Here is a 25807-nt window from a genome sequence, read left to right on the forward strand (position 1 = left end):
ACGCGCTGCCTGGTTGCCGAAAAAAGTGTTAGTCAGTAACACTTGTGAGCATGTCAGCCTTTCTGTTCCGTGTCGGCAAGTTCTCGTTCCGCCACAAGTGGTGGGTCCTCGGTGCGTGGGTGGCCGCCCTCGCGATCCTGATGTCCATGGCCGTGGCGTTCCAGCCGAAGTTCGCCAAGGACTTCGAGCTGCCCGGCACCGACGGCGGTATCGCCATGACCCAGATGCAGGAGAACTTCCCCGCCCTCACCGAGCAGCAGCTCAAGTCGAGCACCACCGTGGTGATCGAGGCCAAGGACGGCCTGGCCAACCACGGCCCGCAGATCGACTCCCTGGTCACCGATCTGACGAAGCTCCCGAAGGTCGAGAATCCCGAAGGCATCGCGAACCCGGTCGCCCTGGCCGCCGCGAACCCCGCCCTCGGCTCGCAGGTACTGTCCGCGAACGGTCAGATCGGCCTGATCCAGGTCGGCCAGAACATCGACCTCATGGACCTCAAACCCGCCGACAAGGACACCTTCGTCGAGACGGTCGCCAAGCATCGCGGTGACGGACTGAACATTCAGCTGACCAGCGGCGTCATGCAGGCCCAGGAGGCGGGTGGCAAGGCCGAGATGCTCGGCTTCGCGGTGGCCTTCATCGTGATGATCGTCGCCTTCGGCGCCCTGGTGGCCGCCTTCATCCCGCTGGTCACCGGCATGGTCGGCGTCGGCCTCACCATGCTGTTGCTGACCGTCAGCGCCAAGTTCATGACCGTCAACCAGACCGCGACCGGCATCGTTCTGATGCTCGGTATCGCCGTGTCCATCGACTACGCACTGTTCATCGTGTCCCGGTACCGCACCGAGACCCGGCGCGGCGGCGACCCCGCCGACGCCGCCGGACGAGCGGTCGGCACCGCCGGCACCGCCGTCGTCTTCGCCGGACTGACGGTGATCATCGCCGTCGCGGCCCTGATGGTCATCGGCATCCCGCTGATCACCCAGATGGGTATGGGTGCTGCGCTCGCCGTTCTCGTCGCCGTCTTCGCGGCGCTCACATTGATCCCCGCGCTGCTCGGCGCGACCGGTCGCTTCGCGTTCACACCGAAGATCCCGTGGATCAAGCACGCCGAGGAGTCCGACACCGCCGACACGCTCGGCGTGAAGTTCGGCCGCGCGATCGTCAAGAAGCCGCTCCCGTTCATCGTCGCCGGTCTCGCGATCCTGATCGCCGCCGCCATCCCGGTGAAGGGCATGGAGCTCGGCATGGACACCACCGCCGATGCGGAGGCGCCCGCCCAGCAGCTCATCGCGCAGGGCTTCGGTGAAGGCATCAACGGTCCGCTGTTCGCCGTCGTCAAGCAGGACGGGGGCGGCGACGTCGCCCCCGCCGCGCAGGCCGCGGTCGACAAGATCAAGGCCCTCCCCGACGTCTACAAGCCGGAGACCGTCGTCTGGATGGGCAACGGCAAGGACAAGGCGAACCCGAACGCCGGCGCCGACACCGCGCTCATCATGGTGACGCCGCAGAGTTCCCCGTCCTCGGAGCAGACCCACAAGCTGATGGAGTCGATCCGCGCCCTCTCGCCGGACGTCGCCGCCCAGCACGCCGAGATCCACGTCGGCGGCCAGACGGCCATCATGTCCGATCTGTCGGCCAAGCTCGACAAGGCGCTCATCCCGTACATCGCGGTGGTCGTGGGCCTGGCATTCCTCATCATGATCGTGGTGTTCCGGTCCATCTGGGTGCCGCTGATCGGCACACTCGGATTCGTCTTCTCGGTGGCCGCCACCTTCGGCATCACGACGCTGATCTTCACCGACGGCACCCTCGGCCTGATCGAGCACACCAAGCCGATCCTGTCGTTCCTGCCGATCTTCCTGGTCGGCCTCGTCTTCGGACTCGCGATGGACTACCAGGTGTTCCTGGTGACCCGTATGCGTGAGGAGTACCTGCACGGCATGAGCCCGAAGGACGCGATCGTGGCCGGCTACCGGCACGGTGCACGCGTGGTCACTTCGGCCGCACTCATCATGATCAGCGTCTTCGCGTCGTTCATGCTGTCGTCGGAGACCCTGAACCGGATGATGGGCTTCGCCCTGGCCGCGGCCGTCCTGTTCGACGCCTTCATCATCCGCATGATCGTGGTGCCGGCCGTCATCTCGCTGCTCGGTGACCGCGCCTGGCGCCTGCCGACGTGGCTGGACAAGATCGTGCCGAACGTCGACGTCGAGGGTTCCGCGGTCCGCAATCTGGGGCTGGAAGGCACCGCCGGCGAGGAGCACGACGTCCCCCGGGCGGTCCCGGCGACGTGAGTCTGCGCGAGCGCAACAAGGCGCGCACGCGGGCGGCGATCCGCGCGGCGGCACTCGACCTGATCTCCCGGCAGGGCTATCAGGCGACGACCGTCGCGCAGATCGCCGACGCGGCGCAGGTCTCGCACACCACGTTCTTCCGGTACTTCGAAACCAAGGAACAGGTGATTCTCGCCGACGACCTCGACGGCGAGTTCGAACGGACCCTCGGCGAGATCCCGCCCGGCCTGAATCGCTTCGACCTGCTGCGGCAGATGTTCTCGCGCCTCTTCGAGCTCGGATCGTCCGATCCGTGGGTGTCGAATCCGGACCGCGCGACACTGATCCGGAGCGAACCGACGCTGCTGATGGCGCAGCACGCCGAAATGGACCGCGTCATCACTCGCACCACCGAGTTCATCGCCGACTACACCGGGACCTCCGCCGACGATCTGCGCCTGCGGGTGTTCGTCGGTGCGATGGCCGGTGCAGTCGCCCACATCGTCGACAAGACGGTCGCCCCGGACGAGGCGACGCACAACGACGTCCTCACTGCGATCGACCTCCTCGAGCAGGGGCTGCCTCTGTAACGCTCGTCGAGCCTGTCGAAGCGAGTCCCTCACGCTCGTTGAGCCTGTCGAAGCGAGTCTCCTTTCGACAAGCTCAAGGAGCGGCGCGCAGGCTCCGCGTGTACGACTCGACGCCCGTCGGTACCGAGGACTGCTGACCCTCTCAATGCCCTGACCTGCGCATACAGGGTGCCAAGTGGCCGGAATGGGAACCGGTCGGCGTTGTTCACTTTGAGGGGTTACGATCCTCGCGTGCTGGAAGAGTTGAACAAGAAGGCGGCCAAGGTCGGTCTCCACGTTGCGGATGCGAAGAAGCCTAAGAAGTACTCCATCCGCAAGGTGAAGAACGGCAAGCTCGTCGCCAAGAACGTCGACGCCGACGAGGCGTTGAAGATCATCAAGAAGTACAAGTGATCCCCCGGGTCGACGGGTTGGTCAAGGCCGTCCTCAGTCCGCCCCGTTCCCTCTCCCGCTTCTCCCCCTTCCACCACCAGCATCCGATCCACGGCACCACCGTTCTGATCACCGGCGCCTCCCAGGGCATCGGCGAGACCACCGCGCACGCCTTCGCCGAGCACGGAGCGACCGTGATCCTCGTGGCCCGCGACGCCGACCGGCTCGACGCCGTCCGCGACGCCATCACCGCGGCGGGAGGACGGGCGGACGCCGTCGTCGCGGACCTCACCGACGACGCCGGGGTCGACGCCCTGGTCGCCACCGTCACCGAACGGTTCGGGACACCCGACATCCTGGTCAACAATGCCGGCCGGTCGATCCGCCGCTCGGTCGTCGACACCGTCGACCGCTTCCACGACTACGAGCGCACGATGGCGATCAACTACTTCGGCGCCGTCCGCCTCACCACGGCTCTTCTTCCGGCGATGATCGAGCGCGGCAGCGGCCAGATCATCAACGTCGTCACGTGGGGCGTGGTGGCGGGCTCCATGCCGAAGTTCGCTGCCTATCACGCCTCGAAGGCGGCGCTCGCCGCGTTTGGCCGCAGCCTGGACGATGAACTGTCGGGCACTGGTGTCACGGTCAGCAACATCGGATTCCCGCTGGTGCGCACCCCGATGATCGCCCCGACCACCGACTACGACGACGCCCCGGCGCTGGACCCCGACGATGCGGCGGCGTGGATCATCCGCGCCGCGCACACCCGGCAGCCGGAGATCTATCCGCGCTACGCCGAACTGCTGCGCGCCGTGTCGGCCGTCTCCCCTCGAGTCACGGGCCGGCTGATCCGCGCGATCGGTATCTGACCGTACGGCCGGGAGCGGACCGGGTACGTTCGACCCATGGCCGACTTCATCTCGCGCGAAGACCTCGATTTCCTGCTCTACGACTGGCTGAACGCCACCGAACTGCTGGAGCGCCCGAGGTTCGCCGAGCACTCCAAAGAGACCTTCGACGGCGTCCTGGATCTGTCCTACGACATGGCCGCCAAGCTGTACGCCCCGTTCAACAAGAAGGGCGACCAGATCGAGCCGAAGATCGGGGCCGACGGCAAGGTCGAACTGATTCCGGAGACGGCCGCCGCGGTGAACGCCTTCGGCGAGGCCGGGCTGGTCGCCGCTTCGTTCGACGAGGAACTCGGCGGCATGGCGCTGCCGCAGACGATCTCTCGCGCCACCATGTTCGAGTTCATGGCCGCCAACAACGGCTTCGCCTGCTACCCGATGCTGACCGTCGGCAATGCGAACCTGCTGGTCGAATACGGCAGCCCGGAACAGATCGAGACCTGGGTGAAGCCGATGCTCGAAGGCCGCTACACCGGCACCATGTGCCTGTCCGAGCCGCAGGCCGGCTCCTCCCTCGCCGACATCACCACCCGCGCCGTCCCGGCCGACGCCGGCAACGAGGTGACCGGCGCGAATCTGGTCGGCGACCGCACGTACCGGATCACCGGCACCAAGATGTGGATCTCCGGCGGCGACCACGAGATCGCCGACAACATCGTGCACCTGGTGCTGGCGAAGACCCCGGGCGGTGCTCCGGGCGTCAAGGGCATCTCGCTGTTCATCGTCCCGAAGGTGCTGCCGGACGGCACCCGCAACGATGTCGCCCTGGTGGGCCTGAACCACAAGATGGGCAATCGGGCCACCACCAACTGTCTGCTCAACCTCGGTGACGGCACCTTCGGGGTGGGCGACGGTTCCGGCGCGGTCGGCTATCTGGTCGGCGACGAACACCAGGGCCTGAAGTACATGTTCAACATGATGAACGAGGCACGCATCGGTGTCGGCTTCATGGCGACCGGTCAGGGTGTCCGCGGCTACCTGGATTCAGTGGAGTACGCAAAGGTCCGCACCCAGGGTCGTCCCGTCGACTCCAAGGATCCGTCGTCGAAGCCGATCGCCCTCATCGAACACCCGGACGTGCGACGCCTGCTGCTGGCTCAGAAGTCGTACGCGGAGGGCGCACTGGCGCTGTGCCTGTACGCCTCGAATCTGGTGGACCGGGAGAAGACGGCCACCGACGAGGCCGAGGCGACCCGCGTGCACACCCTCCTCGAGGTCTTGACGCCGATCGTCAAGAGCTGGCCCAGCCAGTGGTGCCTGGAGGGCGACAACATGGCCATCCAGGTGCACGGCGGCTACGGGTACACCAAGGAGTTCGACGTCGAGCAGTACTACCGCGACAATCGGCTCAACCCGATCCACGAGGGCGCCAAGGCCATTCACGGCCTCGACCTGCTGGGCCGCAAGGTGGTGATGAACGGCGGTCAGGGCTTCACCGTCCTGGCCGACGCCATCGGCGCGACCATCGCGAAGGCGCAGACCGCAGGTGGCGAGACGGCCGAGTTCGCCGCCGCGCTCGGCGCGAGCCTGGGTCGCCTCGGTGAGGTGACGATGGCGTTGTGGGCGCCCGGCGACCCGGCGCTCGCCCTCGCGAACGCGACCGTGTACCTGGAGGCGGCCGGTCATGTGGTGGTCGCCTGGCTGTGGCTGGAACAACTGCTGGCCGTCGGCGACCGCGACGGCGACTTCTTCGACGGCAAGCGCGCCGCGGCCCGCTACTTCTACCGGTACGAGCTGCCCAAGACGGGTCCGCAGCTGGATCTGCTGGCCGGTCTCGACCGCACCACTCTCGACGCCGACCCCGCCTGGTTCTGACCCGGCGCCGCACCTATGCCGCCAAGAAATGGCGCCGAGGGTGTCGCCGGGGGCAAATTGCCCCCGGACGGCCCCGGAGCGCCATTCTTTGGCGGTACGTCAGGCCTACAGGTGCGCGTCGAGCCAGGCGACGATGTCGTCGAGCACTTCGTCGCGCTCTGGCTCGTTCATGATCTCGTGGTAGAGCTCCGGATAGATCTTGACGGTCACGTCGTCGCCGCCGGCCTTCTCCCCGACCATCCGGCTGCCGTCCGGGTTGGCCAGGACGTCCTTGCCTCCGTGGAGAGCAAGGGTCGGGAGGGTCAGGCTCGGCAGCCGTTCGGGAAGCGACTGCATCTGACCGATGAGCGCGCCGCCCAGGCCGGCCGGAATCTTGCCGTGGAACACCAGCGGATCGTCCTCGTACGCCTTCACGACCGCCGGGTCTCGGCTCACCGCCGACGCGGACAGTGCCGTCGACGGCAGCCACGGCGCCAGCTTGCCGAGCACCGGGGCGGCCTTCACCATGATCGGCGGCAGGTCGTCACCGGGCACGACGGCCGGGCCGGACAGCACCAGGCCCCTCAGGTCGTCCTGATGGTCCAGCGCGTACGACAGGGCGATCGCGCCGCCCATGCTGTGCCCGAGCACGAACAGCGGAAGAGTCTCGAGAGTCGACCCGCTGCCGGTGTCGGCGAGTTCCACCGACTTGATGACGCGATCCAGATCGGCCGTGAAGTCGGAGAAGTCGGTGACGTTGCGCGGCGCGCCGTCCGACCGGCCGTGACCGGCGTGATCGGGGGCGATCACGATGTAGCCGGCGTCGGTCAGCCGCCGCGCGACGTACTCGTAGCGGCCGGCGTGCTCACCGAGACCGTGGACCAACGCCACGACGCCTACCGCACCCTCCTCGGGGCGGTAGACGTCGTAGACGATGGAACGGCCGCGGGAACCCTTGAGTGTGCGGGTCTCGCGGCTCGGCATCAGTGCGCCCGCTCCTCGGCCAGTTCGACGGCCTTGGCGAAGATGTTCGAGTCCTTACCCCAGAAGTAGGTGTAGATCAGGCCACCGAGCGCGCCGCCGATCAGCGGGAACACCCAGAACGCCCACAGCTGCCCGGGGGCACCGTCACCGTTGAAGAACGCGACCGCGGTCGAGCGGGCCGGGTTCACCGAGGTGTTGGAGATCGGGATCGAGATCAGGTGGATCAGGGTCAGCGCCAGACCGATGGCCAGCGGGCCCATACCCTTCGGTGCGCGCTCGTCGGTGGCACCGAGGATCACGATGATGAAGAACGCGGTCAGGATGATCTCGGCGACCAGCACGGCGCCCAGACCGTAGCCGCCGGGCGAGTGCGCGCCGTAGCCGTTGGCCGCCTCGTGGCCGGTGGCGTCGAAGTCCGTACGGTCCTTGGACAGGAAGTACAGCGCGGTGCCGGCGAGCAGACCGCCGACCACCTGCGAGACCCAGTAGCCGGGGAGTTCCTTCCAGGCGATGCGGCCGCCGACCGCGGCACCGAGGGTGACCGCCGGGTTGAAGTGTCCGCCGGAGATGTGACCGACGGCGTAGGCCATGGTGACGACGGTCAGACCGAACGCCAGCGCCACACCCAGGAAGCCGACACCCAGCTGGGTGGCGCCGAGCGGGCCGTCGACGCGGCTGCCCTTTCCGTTGACCATGAAGTTGGCGGCGAAGATGGCGGTGCCACAACCGCCGAAGACGAGCCAGAACGTGCCGAAGGCTTCAGCGAGCCACTTGGCTGGAGTCGAGTGTTCCACGGTGGGGATCCCTTATCTCGGAAGAACTGCCTGTGCATGGATTGCACCGAGAATGCTAGGGCGGATCCGCCTGGGCCCGAAGGGAAACGAGCGATGCCGGAAGGCAATCGTTATCAGCGCTTGGGCTTGTGCCCGTCGTCGTGTCCGCCGAATCCGAAGATGCCGGCCACGTTGCGGGCGCCGGCTTCGAGCGCCCCGAGCGGTTTGAGAGCGACCTCGCCGATACCGACGATGCCTTCGGCGCGACTGACGATCCGCTCGATGCGGGTCATGATGTCGTCCATGCGCCCCGAGAGGGCGTCGACGGTGTCGAGGGAGGCGTTGACGCGGCCCACCGTCTGGTCGAACGACCGCATCGAGGTGTTCAGTTCCTCGATGGTCTGGGTCAGGTTCGCCATGACCGGACCCATGTCGCCGAGGATGCCTTCGACCTGTTCGACGGTCTGGTCGGCGTTCATCGCCGCCTGCGCCAGTTTGCGGAGCTTGGCGCGGCCGGGACGATCGGGTGTCGGCGGATCGATGGTCATGGATCCGATTATGGTTGACCGGAGGCCACCGACAGCGCCAACTCGCAGAACATGGAGTCGGCCCAGCTGAACCAGTCGCGGGTGAACCGCCGGTCGTCGTTCACATCGAAGCTCTCGTGAACGGAGCCGGTGCCGGCGGTGGTCGCGGCGATCGTCTGCAGTGCGTGGAGTGCCTCGCCGGGGTCGTCGGCGGTCAGTCCGGCGACGGCCAGCGCGATCGGCCACACGTAGCCGGACGGGGTGTGCGGGCTGCCCGCACCCGAGGCGAGCCGCCCCGACACGTAGTACGGGTTGTCGGCCGACAGCACGAACTCGCGGGTCCGCCGATACATCGGATCGCTGGTGTCGATGCCGGCGACCAGGGGCGCCGACAGCAGACTGGGCATGTTGGCGTCGTCGGCGGCCAGCACGTTGCCCAGACCGTCGACCTCGTACGCCCAGATCTTTCCGTGTTCGGCGTGATCGATGACGCCGTGTTCGGCGATACCGGCCCGCAATGTGCCCGCCAGTTTCGCGGCGATCGCCGGCACGGCATCGCCGAGGGTGGGGGTCAGCTTCGCCAGAGCGCACAGTCGGTCCAGTGTGTGTGCGGCCATCAGGTTCGACGGCACCAGATAGCCGTACTCGCAGGGGTCGTCGGACGGCCGGAATCCGGACCAGGTCATGCCGGTGACGGCGACCGGGCTGCCGAGGCCTTTGCGCGGCAACATGTCATGCCAGTGCGGAGCGGCCTTCTGCACCAGTCCCAGCCCTTTGGGGGCAGGCCGCACGAACCGATAGATCGAGTTCTTCTCATGCTCGATCTCGAGGTCCAGCGTCCCGACGGCGGCACGGGCCGCGAGCCCGAACGTCTCGTCGTCGAGATGGTCGGTGCGGCCGGTGACCGACGTCAGCTGATCGGCCAGCTGGAAGGGGAAGCACAGGGAGTCGATCTCGTATTTGCGTTCCCAGATCCACGGGTCGTGGGGCCGTCCGTCGCCGAACGAGTCGCGCGGTTCATGACAGTTGCCGTTGGGTGCGGCGTTGAAGGCGTTGGCGTAGGCGTCGTGGGTCAAGAACGCCATCTGCCGACGCACCACACCGGCGATCATGTCGGCGAGCGCCGTCAGCGACGGCTCCTTGCCGAGGAGTGTCAGGTACGGCCGCATCTGGGTGGCCGAGTCGCGCAGCCACATCGCCGGGATGTCGCCGGTGATGACGAACACGGTGCCGTCCGGCAGCCGGTGCAGGGTGCGGTCGAGGGTGCGCCGCATGGCGGCCGAGAACAGGGCGCCGCACGGCTCGCCGGCGGCCGCGGTCACCCGCTCCGTCCACGACGACAACACGTCCGGCGGCAGCAGTTCGTCGGGATCGGGACGGTCTCCGGGCACTGCCGGGTCGATCACTGGCACGCGCCGATCATCGCACGTGTAGGACTAGACGTATGACCACTTCCCCGCTCGCCGACCGCGTCGACGCCCAGATGGACCGTGCCCACGACGATCTCGCCGCTCTGGTGGCGTTCGCGTCGGTGCATTCGGACCCGGCGCGATCCGGCGACAGCACCGGTAGCGCGCAGTGGGTGGCGACCGCGTTCACCGATCTCGGCTTCGAGTGCGAGGTGATCGTGACCTCCGACGGATCCCCCGCGATCGTCGGGCATCGGGCCGGTCCGCCCGGCGCCCGGACCGTGGCGTTGTACAGCCACCACGACGTGCAGCCGGCCGGCGATGAGGGCCTCTGGCAGTCGCCGCCGTTCACGCTGACCGAGCGCGACGGCCGCTGGTACGGGCGCGGCGCCGCCGACTGCAAGGGCAATCTGATCGCCCATCTCACGGCGCTGCGTGCGCTCGGCGACGAGGCGTCGTGCGCGATCCGGATCATCATCGAGGGTTCCGAGGAGGCCGGCGGTGAGGGCCTCGACGATCTGGTCCGGCAGCGGCCGGAACTGTTCGACGCCGACCTCATCGTGATCGCCGACACCGGCAACGTCGAGGTGGGCGTTCCGACGCTGACCACCAGTCTGCGCGGCGTGGTGAACGTGAAGGTGCAGGTCGAGGCACTGGAGACGGCGGTGCATTCCGGGCAGTTCGGTGGCGCGGCGCCCGACGCGATGGCCGCGCTGATCGCCGTGCTCGGCACCTTGCGCGACGCGGACGGCAACACCACCATCGACGGTCTGGCCGCCGACCAGGTGTGGACGGGGGCGCCGTATCCGCCGGACCGGTTCCGCGAGGATGCCGGCGTGGTCGACGGCGCCCGGATCCTGGGCTCGGGTACCCCCGCCGACATGACGTGGGCCCGGCCCGCGGTGACGGTGATCGGCGTGGACGCGCCGAGCACCACCGAGTGTGCGGCGGCCATCATCCCGCGGGCGGCGGCCATGCTGAACCTGCGGATCCCGCCGGGCGTCGACCCGCATGAGGCGTTCACGGCCCTCGAGGCACATCTGACGGCGCACGTGCCGTGGGGCTGCGCGCTGACGGTGACCTCCGAGGCCGCGGGCGCCCCGTTCGCGGCGAATACCGACGGGCCCGGCTATCGGATGCTGACGGACGCGATGTCCGAGGCGTACGACGGTGCCGACGTCGTGTTCTCCGGCCAGGGCGGGTCCATCCCCTTGTGCACGGTGCTGGCGCAGACCGTCCCGAACGCGGAGATCGCGCTGTTGGGCGTGGAAGAGCCGCAGTGCCGTATCCACGCGCCGAACGAGAGCGTCGACCCGGACGAGCTGCGCCGCACCGCGCTCACCGAAGCGCTGCTGCTCTCCCGTTACTGAGCGGCAGGCGGAGACTGGATCGCCGGAGCGTCCGCACCTGCGGACGGGTTCGTCTGATCGGCGGCCGGCGCCGCGGCACAGACACCGGTCGGGAACGAGTTCAGGTTGCGCAGCACCCATTGGCCGAGACGGGTGACCATCCTGGTGCCGTCGGTGAACGACCCGCTGCGCGGCAGCGCTGCCAGGGAGACGCCGATCTGCCCGCGGGGCGTGGTGATCACGGCGAGCTGCCGGATCACGTAGCCGCGGGCGGTCCCGTTGTCCGGGTTGCCGGTCGCGGGCCCCCAACCGCCCTTGACCGCGGAGGTGACGCCGGGCGTCTTCGGCTCGGCCACGCCCCACTGCTGCTGCTTCGACACGTGCCCCATGTAGCCGAGGACGTTCTGGCTACCGGTGAGGCACGGGAGATGGGCGGCGAACGTGGCCTGATCGGCCAGCGCCCACGACGAGTAGCCGGGGTAGCTGGGCGGCGCGTCGAGTTGGGACGCGACGCGGGTGTTGGCGTCGCCGCCGTCGCGCAGGATTCCGGTGACCGCGTCGACCGCGGACCGGTTGCTGCCGAGCATGCTCCACAGCTTCTCGGCGGCATCATTGTCGGAGTCTTCGATGGCTTTGATCTCGGCCGCGCTCGCCGCTTTCGCGCCGGGTGCTCCGGTCCGTTCGACGGCGATGGCCACCGGGACCTTCAGGGTGGACCACGCGCGAGCGGTGGTGAGGTCGCCGAACGAGGTGGACGCCGAACCGGCCACCGGGGTGAGTGCGACACCGACCTTGCCGGGCAGGCCCTTGGCCATCGACGCGGTCAATGCGGCGAAGCTCTTGGTCAGGTCCGGCGCGGGTGCACCGAGGCCGGGGATCCCGGGGATCGCCGGCAGCGGGATGGTCGGCAGTTGCGGCAGTGGGACGGCTGCCGGCGCACCGTGCGCTGTCCCGGCACCCCCGGCCAGCGCAGCCACCAGTAATCCGGTCACGATCGCCATGCGACGCTTAATCACTTTTGTCACTTCCCTCACTTCTGCAACACGGTGAGGCTATGCGGCTTCCCGTCATGCCGGCAATGCTCGGCGACGGTCCGAGACCGACGCGATACCGTCCTGTGATCAGATGACTTCGGCGGTTCGCGAAGGTTCTGACGTTATAGTCGTCCCATGTCACACCCCTACGGGGCCCAGCCCTACCCCCAGCCTCCGGCCCCTCAGCGCTCCGGCCCGTCGACCGCGGTGTGGATCGCGATCATCGTGGCCATCCTGGCGATCGCGGCCATCGTGATCACCCTCCTTCTGACACGCGGCGGGAGCGGCAATTCGAACTCCTCGGCCTCCGCAGTCACGCAGACCCAGGTGGTCCAGCCGCCCGCCGTCGTCACCCAGACCGAGGTTCAGCAGGCTCCGGCGCCGGCCGGCGACCTGCAGTCCGCGCTCCAGGCGGGTGGCTTCGTCTACGGCTGCCCGAACTCGAACGTCATGCGACAGAAGACCGCAACCACCTGCGCCTGGGCGGACGATGTCGCCGCCGAGATCGCCAGCCGTGGCGGAGCCTTCTCCAACGTCGGCATCTACAGCGAGGGTGCGGGCACCACGATCTACACCAGCTGCTGGGACGCCGGCCAGTTCTGGCAGTGCACCGGACGCAACTCGACCATCGCGGTCCTGCGGTGAGGCGCCGCACCACCGCGATGATCGGCTCGGTGGTCGCACTCGCCGGCGTCGCGGGCTGCGCCTCGGCGAAGAACGTCACACCGGTCACGGTCACCGTGTTCCAGACACCCCGCACCCCGTCGACGACGGCTGCGCCCACCCCCACCGCCGCGGGAACCTCGGGGTGCGAGAAGTCGCCGGTGCTGGCGATCGACCCCGGCCACAACCCGACCGAGATCGACGACTACGACACCCAAACCGGCGTCCTGATGCGCGACTACCCGAACGGCGCCGAAGGCCAGGACGTCATGGACGTCGCCACGGGAGTGAAGAACCGGCTCGAGAAGGCCGGCTACACGGTGGTCCTGCTCAAGAAGTCGGTGGACGAGAGCATCAACTATCGCGACCGCGTCGATCGAGCCGAACAGGCCCACGCCGACCTCGCCATCAGCCTGCACACCGACATCGACAACCACAAGGTGTTCGTTCAGCGCGTCGGTCTGTACCGCGAAGGCGCCGGCCAGGACGGCACGGAGAAGCGAGTCACCTACACCGCCGCCGCGACCGCCGCGAAAAGCCAGCGGATGGGCGAAGCCTTCGCCGCCGCCCGGTCCAAGGTGGAAGGCCAGCCGGTGGTCGTGACCGACAACAGCTTCGACGGACGGGCTCCACTGTGGGGCGGCAACATCCCGGTCATCGAACTGATCTCGACGAAGGTGCCGTGGGTCTACAACGAGTTCGGGACGGCGACAGCTGGCGGCTCCGAGCCGATCGGCGACGCCGGGATCGCCACCTACACCGACTCGGTGGTCGCCGGCGTCCGCGCGGCTCTGCCCAAGTGCCGCTGACCGCGACGCCTCAGTAGAGGTTCACGACGGCATTGTTGCCGCCGGTACAGGTGACCCCGCCGTACGCATTCGGCGAGCACGACATCGAGTACGAGTTGCCCGTGGCCGGACTGTAGGCCTGGATCGTGCGCGCCTCGCCCATCGGACCGGCCTGCAGGTAAGCCTGCTGCACGTTGACCGCGAACGGGCACGTCGTGACCCCGGTACCGCGGCCGACGCCGGGTGCGCACTCGACCGATCCGGGCGGCGGGCTCGCCAACGTACTGGTGACGGTGGTCGTCGGCGCCGCGTCCGAACCGCCCTTGCCGTTGAACAGGAAGTACCAGATACCCAGGCCGATCAGACCGGCGACGAGCAGGCCGATGAGCCCGGCCAGCGCCATCTGCAGCCCGCGGCCGCCGTTGTCGTCGGCTGCGGCGACGGGCGCCGGCGCGTACTGCGGGCCGGAGAACTGCTGCGGACCCGAGTACTGAGGACCCGAGTACTGCGGGCCGGAGTACTGCGGGGCTCCCGAGTAGGCCTGCGGACCGGAGACCTGACCGTACTGGGAGCCGGTCACCGGGTAGGCGGTGGTCGACGGGCCCGAGGCCGCGTATCCGGCGGCCGGGATCATGGCGGTCGGACCGGCCTGCACGAACGCGGTCGGGGCGTCCGATCCGGCGCCCTCGAGCGCGGCACGCGCCGCAGCCGCGAACTCGCCGGACGTCGCGTACCGGGCGGCGGGATCCTTCGCCAGTCCCCCCGCGACCACCGGGTCGAGGGACGCGGGCACCGCCGGGTTGACGGCACTGACCGGCGGGGCGTCGGCCATCACCGCCGACTTGATGACCGCGCTGACCGACTCCCCCGCATGCGGCGGGCGGCCGGTGAGAAGCTCGAAGTAGACGGCCGCCAGAGCGTAGGTGTCGGTCGCGGCGGTCACCGGGGCGTTGTCGAACTGCTCGGGCGCGATGTACGCCGTCGACCCGATCGCCATACCGGTCTTGGTCAGCTGCTCGTCGCCGGCTGCGAACGCGACACCGAAGTCCACCAGGTAGGCGAAGCCCTCCGGCGTCACCAGGATGTTCTCCGGCTTCACGTCCCGATGCACCAGGCCCGCGTTGTGCGCCGCGTCGAGCGCCGCCGCCACCTGCCCGATGAGGTCGGTGGCGTCGGCCGCCGGCAGCGGGCCGCGCGCGTTCAGGCTCTCGCGGAGGTTCTGGCCGTCCACCAGCCGCATGTCCAGGTAGAGGACGCCGTCGATCTCGCCGAAGTCGTGGATCGGGATGATGTGCGGTTCACCGAGCCGCGCCACCGCCTGGCATTCGCGGCGGAATCGTTCGGCGAAGGTGCCGTCGTCGGCGGTGCGCCCGCCGAGAAGCTTGAGGGCCACCTCGCGTTCGTGGGCACCGTCGTAGGCGCGGTAGACCTCGCCCATGCCGCCCCGGCCGAGGAGAGCGTCGATCCGGTACGGCCCGAACTCGGTTCCGACCCTGTCGTTGGAATCAGTCATGCCGGTCATTCTCTCCCGTGCCACTGCCCCATGCCGAGGACTACGAGAACAAGTTGTTTTTCAGTTCTTCGGATGATCGCCGACTCGGCGTCCGGCCGGCCGTCGCCGTCCACCAGTTCGGCGACCGCCGACGTCATGATCGTGACGAACAGTTCGGCGACCACCTCGAGGTCCTCGGTGTCCCAGCCGGCGAGAGCCGGTACGCGGGCCATGTCGATGGCGACCTCGCGCGAGAACAGGCGGAGCTCGGTGTCGATCGCGCGACGCACCTCGGCCACGCCGCCGTGCTGCTCGCGGACCAGGAAGCGGAACTTGGCCTCGTCGGCGCGCACCTGTTTGATCAGGCTCCTCAGGGAATCCCGGGCGGTCGGCACGAGGACGCCTTTGGGCAGGTCGCGGCGCGCCTCGCGCAGACCCCGACGCAGCACCCGCATCGAATCCTCGACGAGGGTGACGCCCAGGTCCTCCATGGATGCGAAGTGCCGGTAGAAGGCGGTCGGCACGATCCCTGCGCCGCGCGCGACCTCACGCAGCGAGATGGAGCCGAATGAACGGTCGTCCACCAACTCGATGGTGGTGTCGAGCAGTGCCTGCCGAGTCTGTTCCTTCTTCTCGGCGCGCGAGACGCCCGAACCGCTCTCACCCCGATCGCTCCGGGTACGACGGCGTGCGTCACCTCCGGAGTCCGACCGTGATGCCATGGATTCAGTCTAGGGCGTGACGACGGACACACAACAAGTCCTTGCGGCCTTCCGGAGAGATGTGTCATCGTTCTTTGTGTACATCCGTTCACTGAACTGAGCGGACAGCCCCGAAGGAGCCACCCATGGCAAGCCGACTCTCCGGACTCATCGAGCGCCTCGTCGAAGCGACCGCGACGCCGTACCCCGTCGACCGCTACCTGGAGTTCGTCGACCCGATGCTCACCTGGCGCGAAACCAAGGGCAAGGTCCTCGACGTCCAGCGCCGCACCGACCGCACCGTCACCCTCCGCCTGGAGCCGACGCGCCAGTGGAAGGAACACGAGGCCGGACAATATGTCGAGGTCAGCACGGTTATCGACGGTGTCCGACACCGCCGTTTCTTCTCCCCCGCGAATGCCGCGAACGCCACCGGGACCATCGAGCTGACGGTCACCGCACACGACGACGGCTTCGTCTCCAAGCACCTCCGGGACAACGTGAAGGTCGGTGACGTGCTCGGGCTGGGCACCCCCGCCGGCGACTTCACGCTCCCGGTCGAGCGCCCCGCCCACACCGTTCTGGTGAGCGGCGGCAGTGGGATTACACCTGTTATCTCAATGCTGCGTACACTGATCGCCGAAGGACACACCGACCCGATCACGTTCGTGCACTACGCCCGCAACGCCGACGACGTCGCCTACGCCAACGAGCTGACCACCGTCGCCCACGCCTACGACAACGTCGACGTGCAGCTGCACTACACCCGCCCCTCCGCCGGCGAGGAAGGCGGACATTTCCGCCCCGAACACCTCGACGTGCTCGCCACCTCGGCCGGAGCACAGGTGTTTCTGTGCGGCCCGGCCTCACTGATGGATGAGGTCCGCACGTTCATGGAGGCTCGCGGACTGTCCGACCGCCTGCACAGCGAGGCGTTCACCATCGACACCTCGCCGGTCATCGACCCGAACCAGCCGATCACCGGCACCGTCACCTACACGAAGTCCGAGACGGAGAACGAGAACGACGGCCGCACCATCCTGGAGCAGGCCGAGGCCGCGGGCCTGAATCCCGAATACGGCTGCCGCATGGGTATCTGCTTCTCGTGCACTGCGGTGCGCAAGTCCGGCTGCACCCGCAACATCCTGACCGGCGAACTCGACTCCGAAACCGACCAGCCCATCCAGATCTGCGTCAACGCGCCCGTCGGCGACGTCGACATGGACCTCTGACTCCCTCACCCCACCGCACGAAAGGCAGAACCATGGCCATCAACATCACCGACTACTTCCGCAACGACGGCAAGGACTCCGACCAGATCGACGTCCATCTGACCGCCGAACAGGTCGAGGCGATCGGCGCCGAGCTCGACGAGCTGCGCACCCGGATCATGGCCGACGTCGGCCAGAAGGACCGCGACTACATCTACGGGATCATCCGCGCGCAGCGGAAGCTCGAGTTCGCCGGCCGCGCCGCCATGTACGTCCCGTTCATCCCGCCGGTGTGGCTGGCGGGCGTCGCCTCCCTGGGCATCTCCAAGATCCTCGACAACATGGAGATCGGCCACAACGTGATGCACGGCCAGTACGACTGGATGCGCGAGGACACCTACAACTCGCGCGACTTCGACTGGGACACCGTGTGCCCGGGCGAGCAGTGGAAGCACAGCCACAACTACATGCACCACACGTTCACCAATGTGATCGACGAGGACCGTGACATCGGCTACGGCATCCTGCGCATGGCCCGCGACCAGAAGTGGAACCCGTACTACCTGGGCAACCTGGCGTACGCGACCGCACTGATGTTCCTGTTCGAGTGGGGCGTCATGCTCCACGACCTCGAGGTCGAGAAGATCGTGCAGGGCGAACGCAAGTGGAACGACATCAAGGGCCTGGTCAAGGGCCAGGTGCGCAAGGCCGGCAAGCAGGTCCTCAAGGACTACGTGATCTGGCCGGCCCTCACCGGACCGTTCTTCGCGACCACCCTGGTCGGCAATGCGGGCGCTAACCTGATCCGCAACATCTGGACGTACTCGATCATCTTCTGCGGTCACTTCCCCACCGGGGCGCAGACCTTCACCAAGGAGGAGACCGAGAACGAGACCAAGGGCGAGTGGTACCTGCGCCAGATGCTGGGCAGCGCCAACATCGAGGGCAGCGAGCTGTTCCACATCATGAGCGGCAACCTGAGCCATCAGATCGAACATCACCTGTTCCCGGACGTCCCGGCCAACCGCTACCCGGAGATGGCGAAGGAAGTTCGTGAGATCTGCGAGAAGTACGACCTGCCGTACAACACCGGCGGCCTGACCAAGCAGCTCGGTTCCACCTGGAAGAAGATCGCGAAGCTGTCGCTGCCGAACTCGTGGACCAAGGACGACAACAACGTCCACCTGCACATCGAGCGCGCGCACGACGCCGCGAAGGCCACCCGGACCACCAAGGTCGCCTGACCTCGGACGCACCCGCTCTGCCCCTACTGCCCTGTATGACGCCTGTCGTCGCCGTCCGCGCGATGATCGGCGTCATACGGGGCAGTACGGGTCAGCGGCCCACACTGTCCGATCTGCTGGGTACAGTCGCTGCAAGACGACACTGAGGAGTCATCGTGGGGAGTCACCGTGGTCGGCAAGGCTGAGCGCAACAAGGACCTGATCCAGGAGATCGTGGAGAACACGGCGCACCGGGTCGGATCGATCGCGTCGATCATCACCAGCGCCGTCGTCGACGTGTCCAAGGAGATCGGCGGCCTGATCAGCGACGGCTTCGAGATGCGCGAGGCGACCAAGGCCGCGGAGGCCGATGAGCGCCGCCAGGTGGAGGGCCGGCGCCACGAACTCGAAGACGTGAAACTCCATGAGGACGACGACGCCGACGGGGATCTCGATGCGGACGAGGACGACTCCGACGAGCAGTACTGACGCGATGACGGCACCGGCCGGCCCCCGGCCCGACGACGATCGTCTCCCCGACCAGTACGAGGTACTGCGGACCGTCTTCGGCTTCGACTCGTTCCGCGGCGACCAGGAGGCCGTGGTCCAGCATGTGATCGACGGCGGCGACGCCGTGGTCCTGATGCCGACCGGCGGCGGCAAGAGCCTCTGCTATCAGGTGCCGGCCCTCGTCCGGGAGGGTTGCGCGGTGGTCGTCTCCCCGCTGATCGCATTGATGGCCGATCAGGTGGGCGCCCTGCGTCAGGTGGGCGTCAACGCCGCCTACCTGAACTCGACGCAGGCTCCCGAGGATTGCGCCGAGGTGCAGCGCGCCTATCTGGCCGGCGAACTCGACCTGATCTACGTCGCACCCGAAGGCCTGAGCCGGCCGGCGATCCGCGATCTGCTGTCACGCGGGACCATCTCACTGCTCGCCATCGACGAGGCGCACTGCGTGTCCCAGTGGGGTCACGACTTCCGGCCCGACTATCTGGCACTCGGCGAGCTGGCAGAACTGTGGCCGGAAGTCCCGCGGATCGCCCTGACGGCGACGGCCACCCGACGCACCCACGACGAGATCACCCAGCGCCTGCACCTGCAGAACGCCCGCCACTTCGTCTCCAGCTTCGACCGACCCAACATCACCTACCGGATCGAACCGAAGGATCGGGTGCAGCAGCAGCTCCTCGAGTTCATCCGCACCGAGGGCTTCGACGGCACCGAAGCCCTGACCGGCATCGTGTACGCCCTGAGCCGCAACAGCGTGGAGAAGATCGCGGCGTTCCTGGCCGCGAACGGCGTCGACGCCATGCCGTACCACGCCGGGCTGGACGCCCGGACCCGCGCGGACACCCTGCATCGGTTCCTCCGCGAGGACGGCGTGGTGGTGGTCGCGACCATCGCCTTCGGCATGGGTATCGACAAGCCGGACGTCCGGTTCGTCGCGCACGTCGACCTCCCGAAGAGCGTCGAAGGCTACTACCAGGAGACCGGGCGCGCCGGACGTGACGGTCTGCCGTCGGTGGCGTGGATGGCGTACGGGCTGGCCGACGTCGTGCAGCAGCGGCGGCTGATCGAGCAGTCCGACGGCGATCAGGCGCACCGGATGGCGCAGGGCCGGTTGCTGGACGCCATGCTGGCGCTGTGCGAGACGCCCGAATGCCGGCGCGTCCAGCTGCTGCGGTATTTCGGTCAGGAGATCGAGCCCTGCGGCAACTGCGACACCTGCCTGAATCCGCCCGCCACATATGACGGCACCGTCGCGGCGCAGAAGGTCCTGTCGACCGTGTGGCGTCTGGCCAAGGAGTACCGCCAGTCGTACGGTGCCGGCCACATCGTCGACATCCTGACCGGCAAGGAGAATCAGCGGATCAGCCAGTTCGGGCACGACAAGCTGTCCACCTACGGGATCGGCGGTGAACTCGACGCGTCCGGCTGGCGCAGTGTGGTGCGGCAGCTGATCGCCCAGGGCATCCTGGCGCCGCACGGCGACTACGGCGTGCTCACGTTGACCGATGCCGCCGGCCCGGTGCTGCGCGGCGAGGTCCCGGTGACTCTGCGCGAGGACACGAAGGCGGTTCGTTCCCGGCCCGCACGCAAGCGCACCGCCACCGAACTCACCGGTGAGGACGCCGCCCTCTTCGAGACGCTGCGCCGCTGGCGGTCGGCGGTCGCGAAGGAGGCCGACGCCCCCGCCTACACGGTGTTCTCCAACAAGACGCTCGAGGCGATCGCTCAGGTGAGGCCGGGCAGCGTCGACGATCTGCTCACGGTCTCCGGCGTCGGCCAGGCGAAGGCCGACAAGTACGGCGAGGCCGTGATCGAGATCTGCACCGCCACCGCCTGATCGGTCGCCCGCCTCCTCACCGGCTTTCCGATCACGGTGAGCGCAACCATGGGTTGCTGCGTTGACGGCCGGTAGCCTGGCCGGCATGCCCGACCTGTTCACCCAGACCGACTCGTCCATCACGGTCGACACCGACCGGCCGGCGACGGGCTGGCGTAAGGCGCTGGAGTTCCCGAATCCGGTCAACGATTACGCCGCCCGCTCCACCGCAGCCTTGGTGATCGTGCTCGCTGTCGCGGCGACCGTGGTGAACCAGTGGTGGCTGTACGCGATCCTCACTCTCGGTTTCGCCCTGCGCGTCGCCGGTGGACCCAAGTACTCGCCGTTCGGCCGTCTTGCGGTGCATGTGATCGTGCCGAATGTGGTGAAGAAGGAGAAGCTGGTCCCCGGTCCGCCGAAGCGTTTCGCGCAGACCATCGGCCTGGTCTTCTCCGGCACCGCCCTCATCCTGTCGCTCACCCACCACGGTCTGGCGGCGCAGATCGTCACCGGCGCCCTCATCGTGGCGGCGTTCCTCGAAGCCGCCTTCGGCGTCTGCCTGGGCTGCATCGCCTTCGGCTATCTGCAGCGCGCCGGCGTCATCCCGGCGAGCGTCTGCGAGGAGTGCAACCGCTTCGGCGCCTGAACGGCCCCACCCGCCCGTCGAGCCTTCACACGCTCGGTTGACTTCACACGCTCGTTGAGCCTGTCGAAGCGAGCGTTCCTTTCGACGAGCTCAAGGAGCGGAGACTCAAGCCGGGCCGAAACGCTCGTTGAGCCTGTCGAAGCGAGCATTCCTTTCGACGAGCTCAAGGAGCGGAGACTCAAGCCGGGCCGAAACGCTCGTTGAGCCTGTCGAAGCGAGCATTCCTTTCGGCAAGCTCAAGGAGCGGAGACTCGGGTTCCTTGGCCGACACCTGGCGTCCACTCAGTGTTTCCTCAGTGCTCGTCGACCAGGCTGGTCCGATGAGCACTCAACGCATCCGGGTCGCGGTCGGCGCGAGCCTGCTCGTCCTCGCCGGCATCGGCGGGGTCGTGTTCGCCGCGCACCCGGGACCGATCGGCATCGACTCGTCGTGGCTGCACTTTGTCGCCGGGCACCGAAACGTTCACGTCACCGAGTTCGCGAAGCTGATCACCGATGTGTTCAGCCCTGTTCTCATGCTGCTGGCGGCGGTCGTCGTCGGCGCGGTGGTCGCGTTCCTGGACCGGACGTTGCTGCGCGGCGTGCAGATCGCCGGTGCGGCGGTGGCGGCGTTCGTGATCGCCGAGGTGCTCAAGGTCGCGGTCGACCGGCCCCGTCCTCCGGCCGCCGTCCAGCTGGCGCACCACGATTCGAGCGCGTCGTACACGTCCGGGCATGTCACCGGGACGACGGCACTGATCGTCGTCGTCCTTCTCGTGGTGGTTCCGTGGCTGCCACGCCTGTGGGCCGATGCGGCGTGGGTGTCGGGTGTGGTGGTGATCGCCGCGATCATGTGGTCGCGCACCTATCTCGGCATGCACTGGCTGACCGATACCGTCGGCGCCGTTCTGGTCGGGACCGGAAGCGCGCTGGTGGTCACGTCGGCGGTGGAGTCGGCTCCTGTCGACAGGTGGCTTCGGCGCTCGCTGAGCTCACCTGTCCGTACAGTGACGTAGCACCGGGCTAGGACCGCGCGAGCTGGACCACCGTCTGCCGGTCGGTCGTCAGGCCGCGGAGGGTGCCGAGTCCCGTGATCAGCGCGGCGATCACCACCCCCGCGAACATCACGTACATGAGCGCGAGCTGGGTGCGCACGGCATCCCACGGCGCGACGCCGGCCAGGATCATGCCGGTCATGGCCCCCGGCAGAAACACGATGCCCAGACCGGCGATCTGCTCCAGCTGCGGCGAGATGGCGGTACGCAGCGACTGACGGACCAGCCGGCGCGAGGCGCCCGGAACACTCATGCCGAGCGCGAGGCCGGCTTCGATCTCGTCGCGATGCTCGCTGGTCACCTCGGCCACCCGGGTGGCGGCGACCACGGCCGCCTTCATCGCACCGCCGATCACCATGCCGCTGACCGGCACCAGCGAGCGGCCGTCGAGTGCGAAGATCTGGAATCCGAACACGATCGCCAGGCTGATGACCGCGACCACCAGGTGCGCGAGCAGAGAGACCGTCAGCAGTCCCGGGACGTGCGGCACTCGCCGAACCACCGTGACCGAGGCGAATCCGATGATCAGCGCCACCCACAGCCAGGACCAGATCATCGGCGTCTTCGGATTCACGATCGGCACCAGGGCGGCGGCGACCACCGCCATCTGCACCAGAGACCGCCCGACGGCGACGACGATGGTGCGGCTCATCTGCAGCCGCTGCGCGGCCGCCAGCAGGGTCGCCGCCGCCAGGAAGATCAGGGAGATCCCGAGCCCGAGCCAGCCGACGGTGCTTCCGCTCACCGGGTCACCTCCTGTGCGGCCAGAAGGCGTCCCTGGTCCAGTTCGATCATGTGGTCGGCGATCCGGGCCATCTGTTCCCGGTCGTGAGTCACCCACACGATCGGGATCCCGTCGTCGGCCAGCGTGCGGGCCAGATCTTCCAGGACCCGCGTCGAATCGCCGTCCAGCGCGGACGTGCACTCGTCGGCCAGAACCACCTCGGGCGACGTGGCGAGGGCGCGGGCCAGACACAGACGCTGGGCTTCGCCGCCGGAGAAGTGATCGGCCTCCCGGTGCAGCAGCTCGTGGGACAGACCCACACGGTCCAGCAGCCCGGCCGCACCGACCTCGCCCAGCTCCGGGTCGGCGGCCCGCAGATTGTCGAAAGCCGTGCCCGGGAAGACCGTCGGCCGCTGAAACACCATCGCGACCCGTCGGCGATGGGCACGCGGATCGAGTCCGGCGAGATCTTCTCCCCGAAACATCACCCGACCCGAGTCCGGGGACTCCAGCAGATTGCCGCAGCGCAGCATCGTCGACTTGCCCGAACCGGACCGTCCCACCACCGCGGTCACCCCGGCATCGGGGACGTCGAGGGTCAACTCGTCCAGAATGGTCGTCGCATCACGGGCGAGCGACACCGCCTCGAACGCGAACAGGACGCCCATGGCCTAACCCTAACGCCCGCCGAGGCGGGTCGACGAGGGGCCACGTGCGCGCGGTCGGGGTTTCGACACGGCCCCTCGGCTAGCGCCTCGGGTCCGGCTCAACCAGCGGGAAGGTCAGGTCGAGCTCAACCAGCGGAATGAGTCAGGTCCGGCTCAACCAGCGACGTGGCAGGGTCCGGCTCAACCAGCGACGTGACGGTCACGGACCATCGGGCGCAGCGACGAGTCCCAGGGCGATGCCGTCCAGGATGTCGTGTTCGCTGACCACCATCTCGGTGAGGTGTGCGCGGGACGCGAACTCGCGGGCCAGCGCATTGGTGACCAGGGAACCACCGCCGATGACATCGGCGCGGCCCGGATGCATGGGCCCCAGCGCGAGACGCTCGGCGCGGGTGGCGGCGACCAACCGATCGCAGACCCGCTCGACGTCGTCGAGACCGTGCCGGGACAGGTGGATGGCCACCGAATCGTATTCGGGGAGACCGAGATCGAGGGCGGCGATGGTGGTGAGGGTGCCGGCGACGCCGACCCACGTGCGCACCGCGGAGACGTCGACGGCCGCGAACGCCGGCTCCAGACGTTCGTCGATGAACGACTCGGCGGCGGCGATTTCGTCGGCGGTGGGCGGGTCGGAGTGCAGGCAGTGCTCGGTGAGGCGCACGCAGCCGATGTTCGCCGAGTAGGCGGCCGCATCGGTGACGATCTCGGTGCTGCCGCCGCCCAGGTCGGTCACCACGAACGGGCCGTCCGCCGGATCCAGGTCGCCGACGGCGCCCCGGAACGACAGTGCCGCCTCCTCCTCACCGCTGATCACCTCGGCCACCGCGCCGGGCACCACCTGGCCGAGCAGGTCGGCGGTCATCGAGAAGAAGTCGTCGCGGTTGCTCGCGTCACGGGTGGCGGAGGTCGCGACCATGCGGACACGCTCCACACCGTGGGCCCTCATCTGCTGCACGTAGCCGGCGAGGGCGTCACGGGTGCGTTCGATGGCTTCCGGAGCGAACTGTCCGGTCGCATCGACGCCCTGCCCGAGGCGCACGACCACCATCTCGCGGACGACGTCGGTCAGCGTGGTTTCGTCGGCGTCGGCGATGAGAAGGCGAATGGAGTTGGTGCCACAGTCGACGGCGGCGACCCTCACTGCGCATCCGTTCCCGGCGAATCCTTCGGGGAGTCGTCGCCGACGCGCGTCCAGTCACGGGTGGCTTCGGGCCAGTCGGCCGGTACCGCGATACCGCGCAGCTTCTCCAGATCGGCCAGCAGCGCGACGGTCTCGTCACCGAGCGGATTGACGCCCGGCCCCTTCGCCAGCGAATGCGCGGCCAGGACGTGCAGACATTTCACCCGGTCGGGCATGCCGCCGCCGGTGAAGTCGGTGCCGAGATCCTCGATGGCGTTGCGTTCGGCGAGATAGCTCTCGTAGGCGGCCTGGTAGCCGTCGATCAGGCGCTGATCGAACAGCAGACGGCCGCTCATCTCCTTCATCACACCGGCCGACTCCAGTCGGCTGCACGCACTGGTCAGCCGCGGATCGGTCAGGTAATAGAGCGTCGGGAACGGGGTGCCGTCCGGCAGTCGGGGTGTGGTCTTCACGACGGCCGGCTGCCCGTCCGGGGTGGTGTAGCTGACCTCGATGACGCCGCGCGGTTCACGCCCGAGCTGCTTGGCGACGATCTGCAGCTCGGCGTCGGTGGCGCTCACTTGCCCACCGGCGGCGGGGTGGCCACCGCATCCCAGAGGTTCTCGTACCAGGGGTTCGCCGTGTACTCGCGGGCCTGGCGGTCGGCCTCCTGCTGCTTCTCCCTCGCGGGGTACGACATCACGACGGGCTTCTCTCCCGGGAAGTACATCTGCAGGCGTTCACGCGCCTGGTTCTCGATGAACGCCGGATCGTTCTGTTCGGTGATCTGGCGCTGGTACTGCTCCACCTCGGTGGCCAGCTCCCGGTTCGACTCGGTGAGCCGGTTGAACTCGGCCCGCTGCCCGAAGTAAGTGCGCACCGGGACGGCGAGGGTCAGCGCCAGGAAGACGATCATCGCGAGCAGGCCGAGAGCCCGCTTCGGATTGACCGACGACAGTCGTTCCCGCAGACCGTGCGAGGTGCGCGTGGCGGCGGGCGTCTCCTCGAACAGGTCGTCGCCCTCGGGGACGTCGACGTTCTCCTCGACGGGGATCTCCGCCGACGTGGTCGACGACGACCCGGGCGCCCGGGTCCGGGCGCGACGAACCGCCGGGCGGGCCGACCCGGGCGCATGGGAGCGCCCCGTCGACCGTGCCCGGCGGCTGCGCCCGGACTCGACTGCCATGAACTCAGC

The 25807-nt window shown here is 68.2% G+C and carries 26 protein-coding genes; 14 read left to right on the forward strand and 12 right to left on the reverse strand.

Annotated features, from left to right (window positions below; all coding sequences use genetic code 11):
• The first annotated feature begins 50 nt into the window (after window positions 1–50).
• From QM774_RS07725 to QM774_RS07745, 5 genes are all read left to right on the forward strand, one after another.
• Entirely contained in the window at window positions 51–2297 is a 2247-nt protein-coding gene (locus tag QM774_RS07725) for an MMPL family transporter (protein ID WP_414975328.1), read from the forward strand.
• The gene (locus tag QM774_RS07730) at window positions 2294–2866 is read left to right on the forward strand and encodes a TetR family transcriptional regulator (RefSeq protein WP_414975329.1); all 573 of its coding nucleotides are present in this window, start codon (window positions 2294–2296) and stop codon (window positions 2864–2866) included. The genes QM774_RS07725 and QM774_RS07730 overlap by 4 nt, the downstream gene beginning before the upstream one ends.
• A 231-nt stretch (window positions 2867–3097) precedes the next feature.
• Window positions 3098–3259 (forward strand): hypothetical protein, encoded by a 162-nt coding sequence (locus QM774_RS07735; protein WP_414975330.1) that lies wholly within the window; start codon window positions 3098–3100, stop codon window positions 3257–3259.
• A complete protein-coding gene (locus QM774_RS07740; RefSeq protein ID WP_414975331.1) occupies window positions 3256–4107 on the forward strand; it encodes an SDR family NAD(P)-dependent oxidoreductase in 852 nt (283 codons plus the stop codon). Before QM774_RS07735 ends, QM774_RS07740 begins: the two co-directional genes overlap by 4 nt.
• Before the next feature lie 36 nt (window positions 4108–4143).
• Window positions 4144–5961 carry an acyl-CoA dehydrogenase gene (locus QM774_RS07745; RefSeq protein ID WP_414975332.1) on the forward strand — a complete coding sequence of 606 codons (1818 nt, stop codon included), beginning with the start codon at window positions 4144–4146 and terminating at the stop codon, window positions 5959–5961.
• A 105-nt stretch (window positions 5962–6066) separates the two neighbouring features.
• Here QM774_RS07745 and QM774_RS07750 read toward each other — a convergent pair whose 3' ends face one another.
• The 4 genes from QM774_RS07750 to QM774_RS07765 all read right to left on the reverse strand — a co-directional run bounded on the left by QM774_RS07750 (window position 6067) and on the right by QM774_RS07765 (window position 9636).
• The gene (locus QM774_RS07750) at window positions 6067–6924 is read right to left on the reverse strand and encodes a lysophospholipase (RefSeq protein WP_414975333.1); all 858 of its coding nucleotides are present in this window, start codon (window positions 6922–6924) and stop codon (window positions 6067–6069) included.
• Complete coding sequence (gene aqpZ, locus QM774_RS07755; RefSeq protein WP_414975334.1) at window positions 6924–7718, reverse strand: aquaporin Z; 795 nt, start codon at window positions 7716–7718, stop codon at window positions 6924–6926. The genes QM774_RS07750 and aqpZ overlap by 1 nt, the downstream gene beginning before the upstream one ends.
• A gap of 113 nt (window positions 7719–7831) precedes the next feature.
• Complete coding sequence (locus QM774_RS07760) at window positions 7832–8245, reverse strand: hypothetical protein (protein WP_414975335.1); 414 nt, start codon at window positions 8243–8245, stop codon at window positions 7832–7834.
• Window positions 8246–8253: 8 nt separating this feature from the next.
• Complete coding sequence (locus QM774_RS07765; protein ID WP_414975336.1) at window positions 8254–9636, reverse strand: glycoside hydrolase family 125 protein; 1383 nt, start codon at window positions 9634–9636, stop codon at window positions 8254–8256.
• A 32-nt stretch (window positions 9637–9668) separates the two neighbouring features.
• On the opposite strand from QM774_RS07765, the gene QM774_RS07770 reads away from it, so the two are divergent.
• A complete protein-coding gene (locus tag QM774_RS07770) occupies window positions 9669–11003 on the forward strand; it encodes a dipeptidase (RefSeq protein ID WP_414975337.1) in 1335 nt (444 codons plus the stop codon).
• Here the strand turns inward: QM774_RS07770 and QM774_RS07775 are convergent.
• Window positions 10997–11998, reverse strand: coding sequence for a hypothetical protein (locus tag QM774_RS07775; RefSeq protein ID WP_414975338.1), 1002 nt, complete (start codon window positions 11996–11998; stop codon window positions 10997–10999). The two genes, QM774_RS07770 and QM774_RS07775, sit on opposite strands and share 7 nt — an antisense overlap.
• Before the next feature lie 153 nt (window positions 11999–12151).
• Here QM774_RS07775 and QM774_RS07780 point away from each other — a divergent pair, with 153 nt between their 5' ends.
• Window positions 12152–12661, forward strand: coding sequence for a hypothetical protein (locus QM774_RS07780; RefSeq protein WP_414975339.1), 510 nt, complete (start codon window positions 12152–12154; stop codon window positions 12659–12661).
• Window positions 12658–13488, forward strand: coding sequence for an N-acetylmuramoyl-L-alanine amidase family protein (locus QM774_RS07785; RefSeq protein ID WP_414975340.1), 831 nt, complete (start codon window positions 12658–12660; stop codon window positions 13486–13488). The genes QM774_RS07780 and QM774_RS07785 overlap by 4 nt, the downstream gene beginning before the upstream one ends.
• Before the next feature lie 10 nt (window positions 13489–13498).
• Here QM774_RS07785 and QM774_RS07790 read toward each other — a convergent pair whose 3' ends face one another.
• Together QM774_RS07790 and QM774_RS07795 are read right to left on the reverse strand one after the other, a co-directional pair.
• The gene (locus QM774_RS07790; protein WP_414975341.1) at window positions 13499–14980 is read right to left on the reverse strand and encodes a protein kinase domain-containing protein; all 1482 of its coding nucleotides are present in this window, start codon (window positions 14978–14980) and stop codon (window positions 13499–13501) included.
• Between the two features lie 5 nt (window positions 14981–14985).
• Window positions 14986–15681: a TetR family transcriptional regulator gene (locus QM774_RS07795; protein WP_414975342.1), complete on the reverse strand. Its 696-nt coding sequence runs from the start codon at window positions 15679–15681 to the stop codon at window positions 14986–14988.
• Between the two features lie 125 nt (window positions 15682–15806).
• Here QM774_RS07795 and QM774_RS07800 point away from each other — a divergent pair, with 125 nt between their 5' ends.
• The 6 genes from QM774_RS07800 (at window position 15807) to QM774_RS07825 (ending at window position 22061) form a co-directional block, all read left to right on the forward strand.
• Window positions 15807–16892, forward strand: coding sequence for a ferredoxin reductase (locus QM774_RS07800; protein ID WP_414975343.1), 1086 nt, complete (start codon window positions 15807–15809; stop codon window positions 16890–16892).
• Window positions 16893–16924: 32 nt separating this feature from the next.
• A complete protein-coding gene (locus tag QM774_RS07805; protein ID WP_414975344.1) occupies window positions 16925–18115 on the forward strand; it encodes a fatty acid desaturase family protein in 1191 nt (396 codons plus the stop codon).
• A gap of 168 nt (window positions 18116–18283) precedes the next feature.
• The gene (locus tag QM774_RS07810) at window positions 18284–18583 is read left to right on the forward strand and encodes a hypothetical protein (protein WP_414975345.1); all 300 of its coding nucleotides are present in this window, start codon (window positions 18284–18286) and stop codon (window positions 18581–18583) included.
• Window positions 18584–18587: 4 nt separating this feature from the next.
• Window positions 18588–20441 carry a DNA helicase RecQ gene (recQ, locus tag QM774_RS07815; RefSeq protein ID WP_414975346.1) on the forward strand — a complete coding sequence of 618 codons (1854 nt, stop codon included), beginning with the start codon at window positions 18588–18590 and terminating at the stop codon, window positions 20439–20441.
• 85 nt (window positions 20442–20526) lie between these two features.
• Window positions 20527–21066, forward strand: coding sequence for a DUF4395 domain-containing protein (locus QM774_RS07820; RefSeq protein WP_414975347.1), 540 nt, complete (start codon window positions 20527–20529; stop codon window positions 21064–21066).
• 320 nt (window positions 21067–21386) lie between these two features.
• Window positions 21387–22061, forward strand: a complete 675-nt coding sequence (locus tag QM774_RS07825) for a phosphatase PAP2 family protein (protein WP_414975348.1) — start codon at window positions 21387–21389, stop codon at window positions 22059–22061.
• A 7-nt stretch (window positions 22062–22068) separates the two neighbouring features.
• Here the strand turns inward: QM774_RS07825 and QM774_RS07830 are convergent, their stop codons facing one another.
• The 5 genes from QM774_RS07830 to QM774_RS07850 form a co-directional block, all read right to left on the reverse strand.
• On the reverse strand, window positions 22069–22845 hold the full coding sequence (locus QM774_RS07830) for an ABC transporter permease (protein ID WP_414975349.1): 777 nt from the start codon (window positions 22843–22845) through the stop codon (window positions 22069–22071).
• Complete coding sequence (locus tag QM774_RS07835) at window positions 22842–23492, reverse strand: ATP-binding cassette domain-containing protein (RefSeq protein ID WP_414975350.1); 651 nt, start codon at window positions 23490–23492, stop codon at window positions 22842–22844. The genes QM774_RS07830 and QM774_RS07835 overlap by 4 nt, the downstream gene beginning before the upstream one ends.
• A 199-nt stretch (window positions 23493–23691) precedes the next feature.
• Window positions 23692–24633, reverse strand: coding sequence for an exopolyphosphatase (locus QM774_RS07840; RefSeq protein WP_414975351.1), 942 nt, complete (start codon window positions 24631–24633; stop codon window positions 23692–23694).
• On the reverse strand, window positions 24630–25193 hold the full coding sequence (locus QM774_RS07845; RefSeq protein WP_414975352.1) for a DUF501 domain-containing protein: 564 nt from the start codon (window positions 25191–25193) through the stop codon (window positions 24630–24632). Before QM774_RS07845 ends, QM774_RS07840 begins: the two co-directional genes overlap by 4 nt.
• Window positions 25190–25798 (reverse strand): FtsB family cell division protein, encoded by a 609-nt coding sequence (locus tag QM774_RS07850; protein WP_414975353.1) that lies wholly within the window; start codon window positions 25796–25798, stop codon window positions 25190–25192. Before QM774_RS07850 ends, QM774_RS07845 begins: the two co-directional genes overlap by 4 nt.
• Window positions 25799–25807: the final 9 nt, after the last annotated feature.

The sequence above is a fragment of the Gordonia sp. (in: high G+C Gram-positive bacteria) genome (genome assembly GCF_047600565.1).
In the GTDB taxonomy this organism is placed as follows: Bacteria; Actinomycetota; Actinomycetes; order Mycobacteriales; family Mycobacteriaceae; genus Gordonia.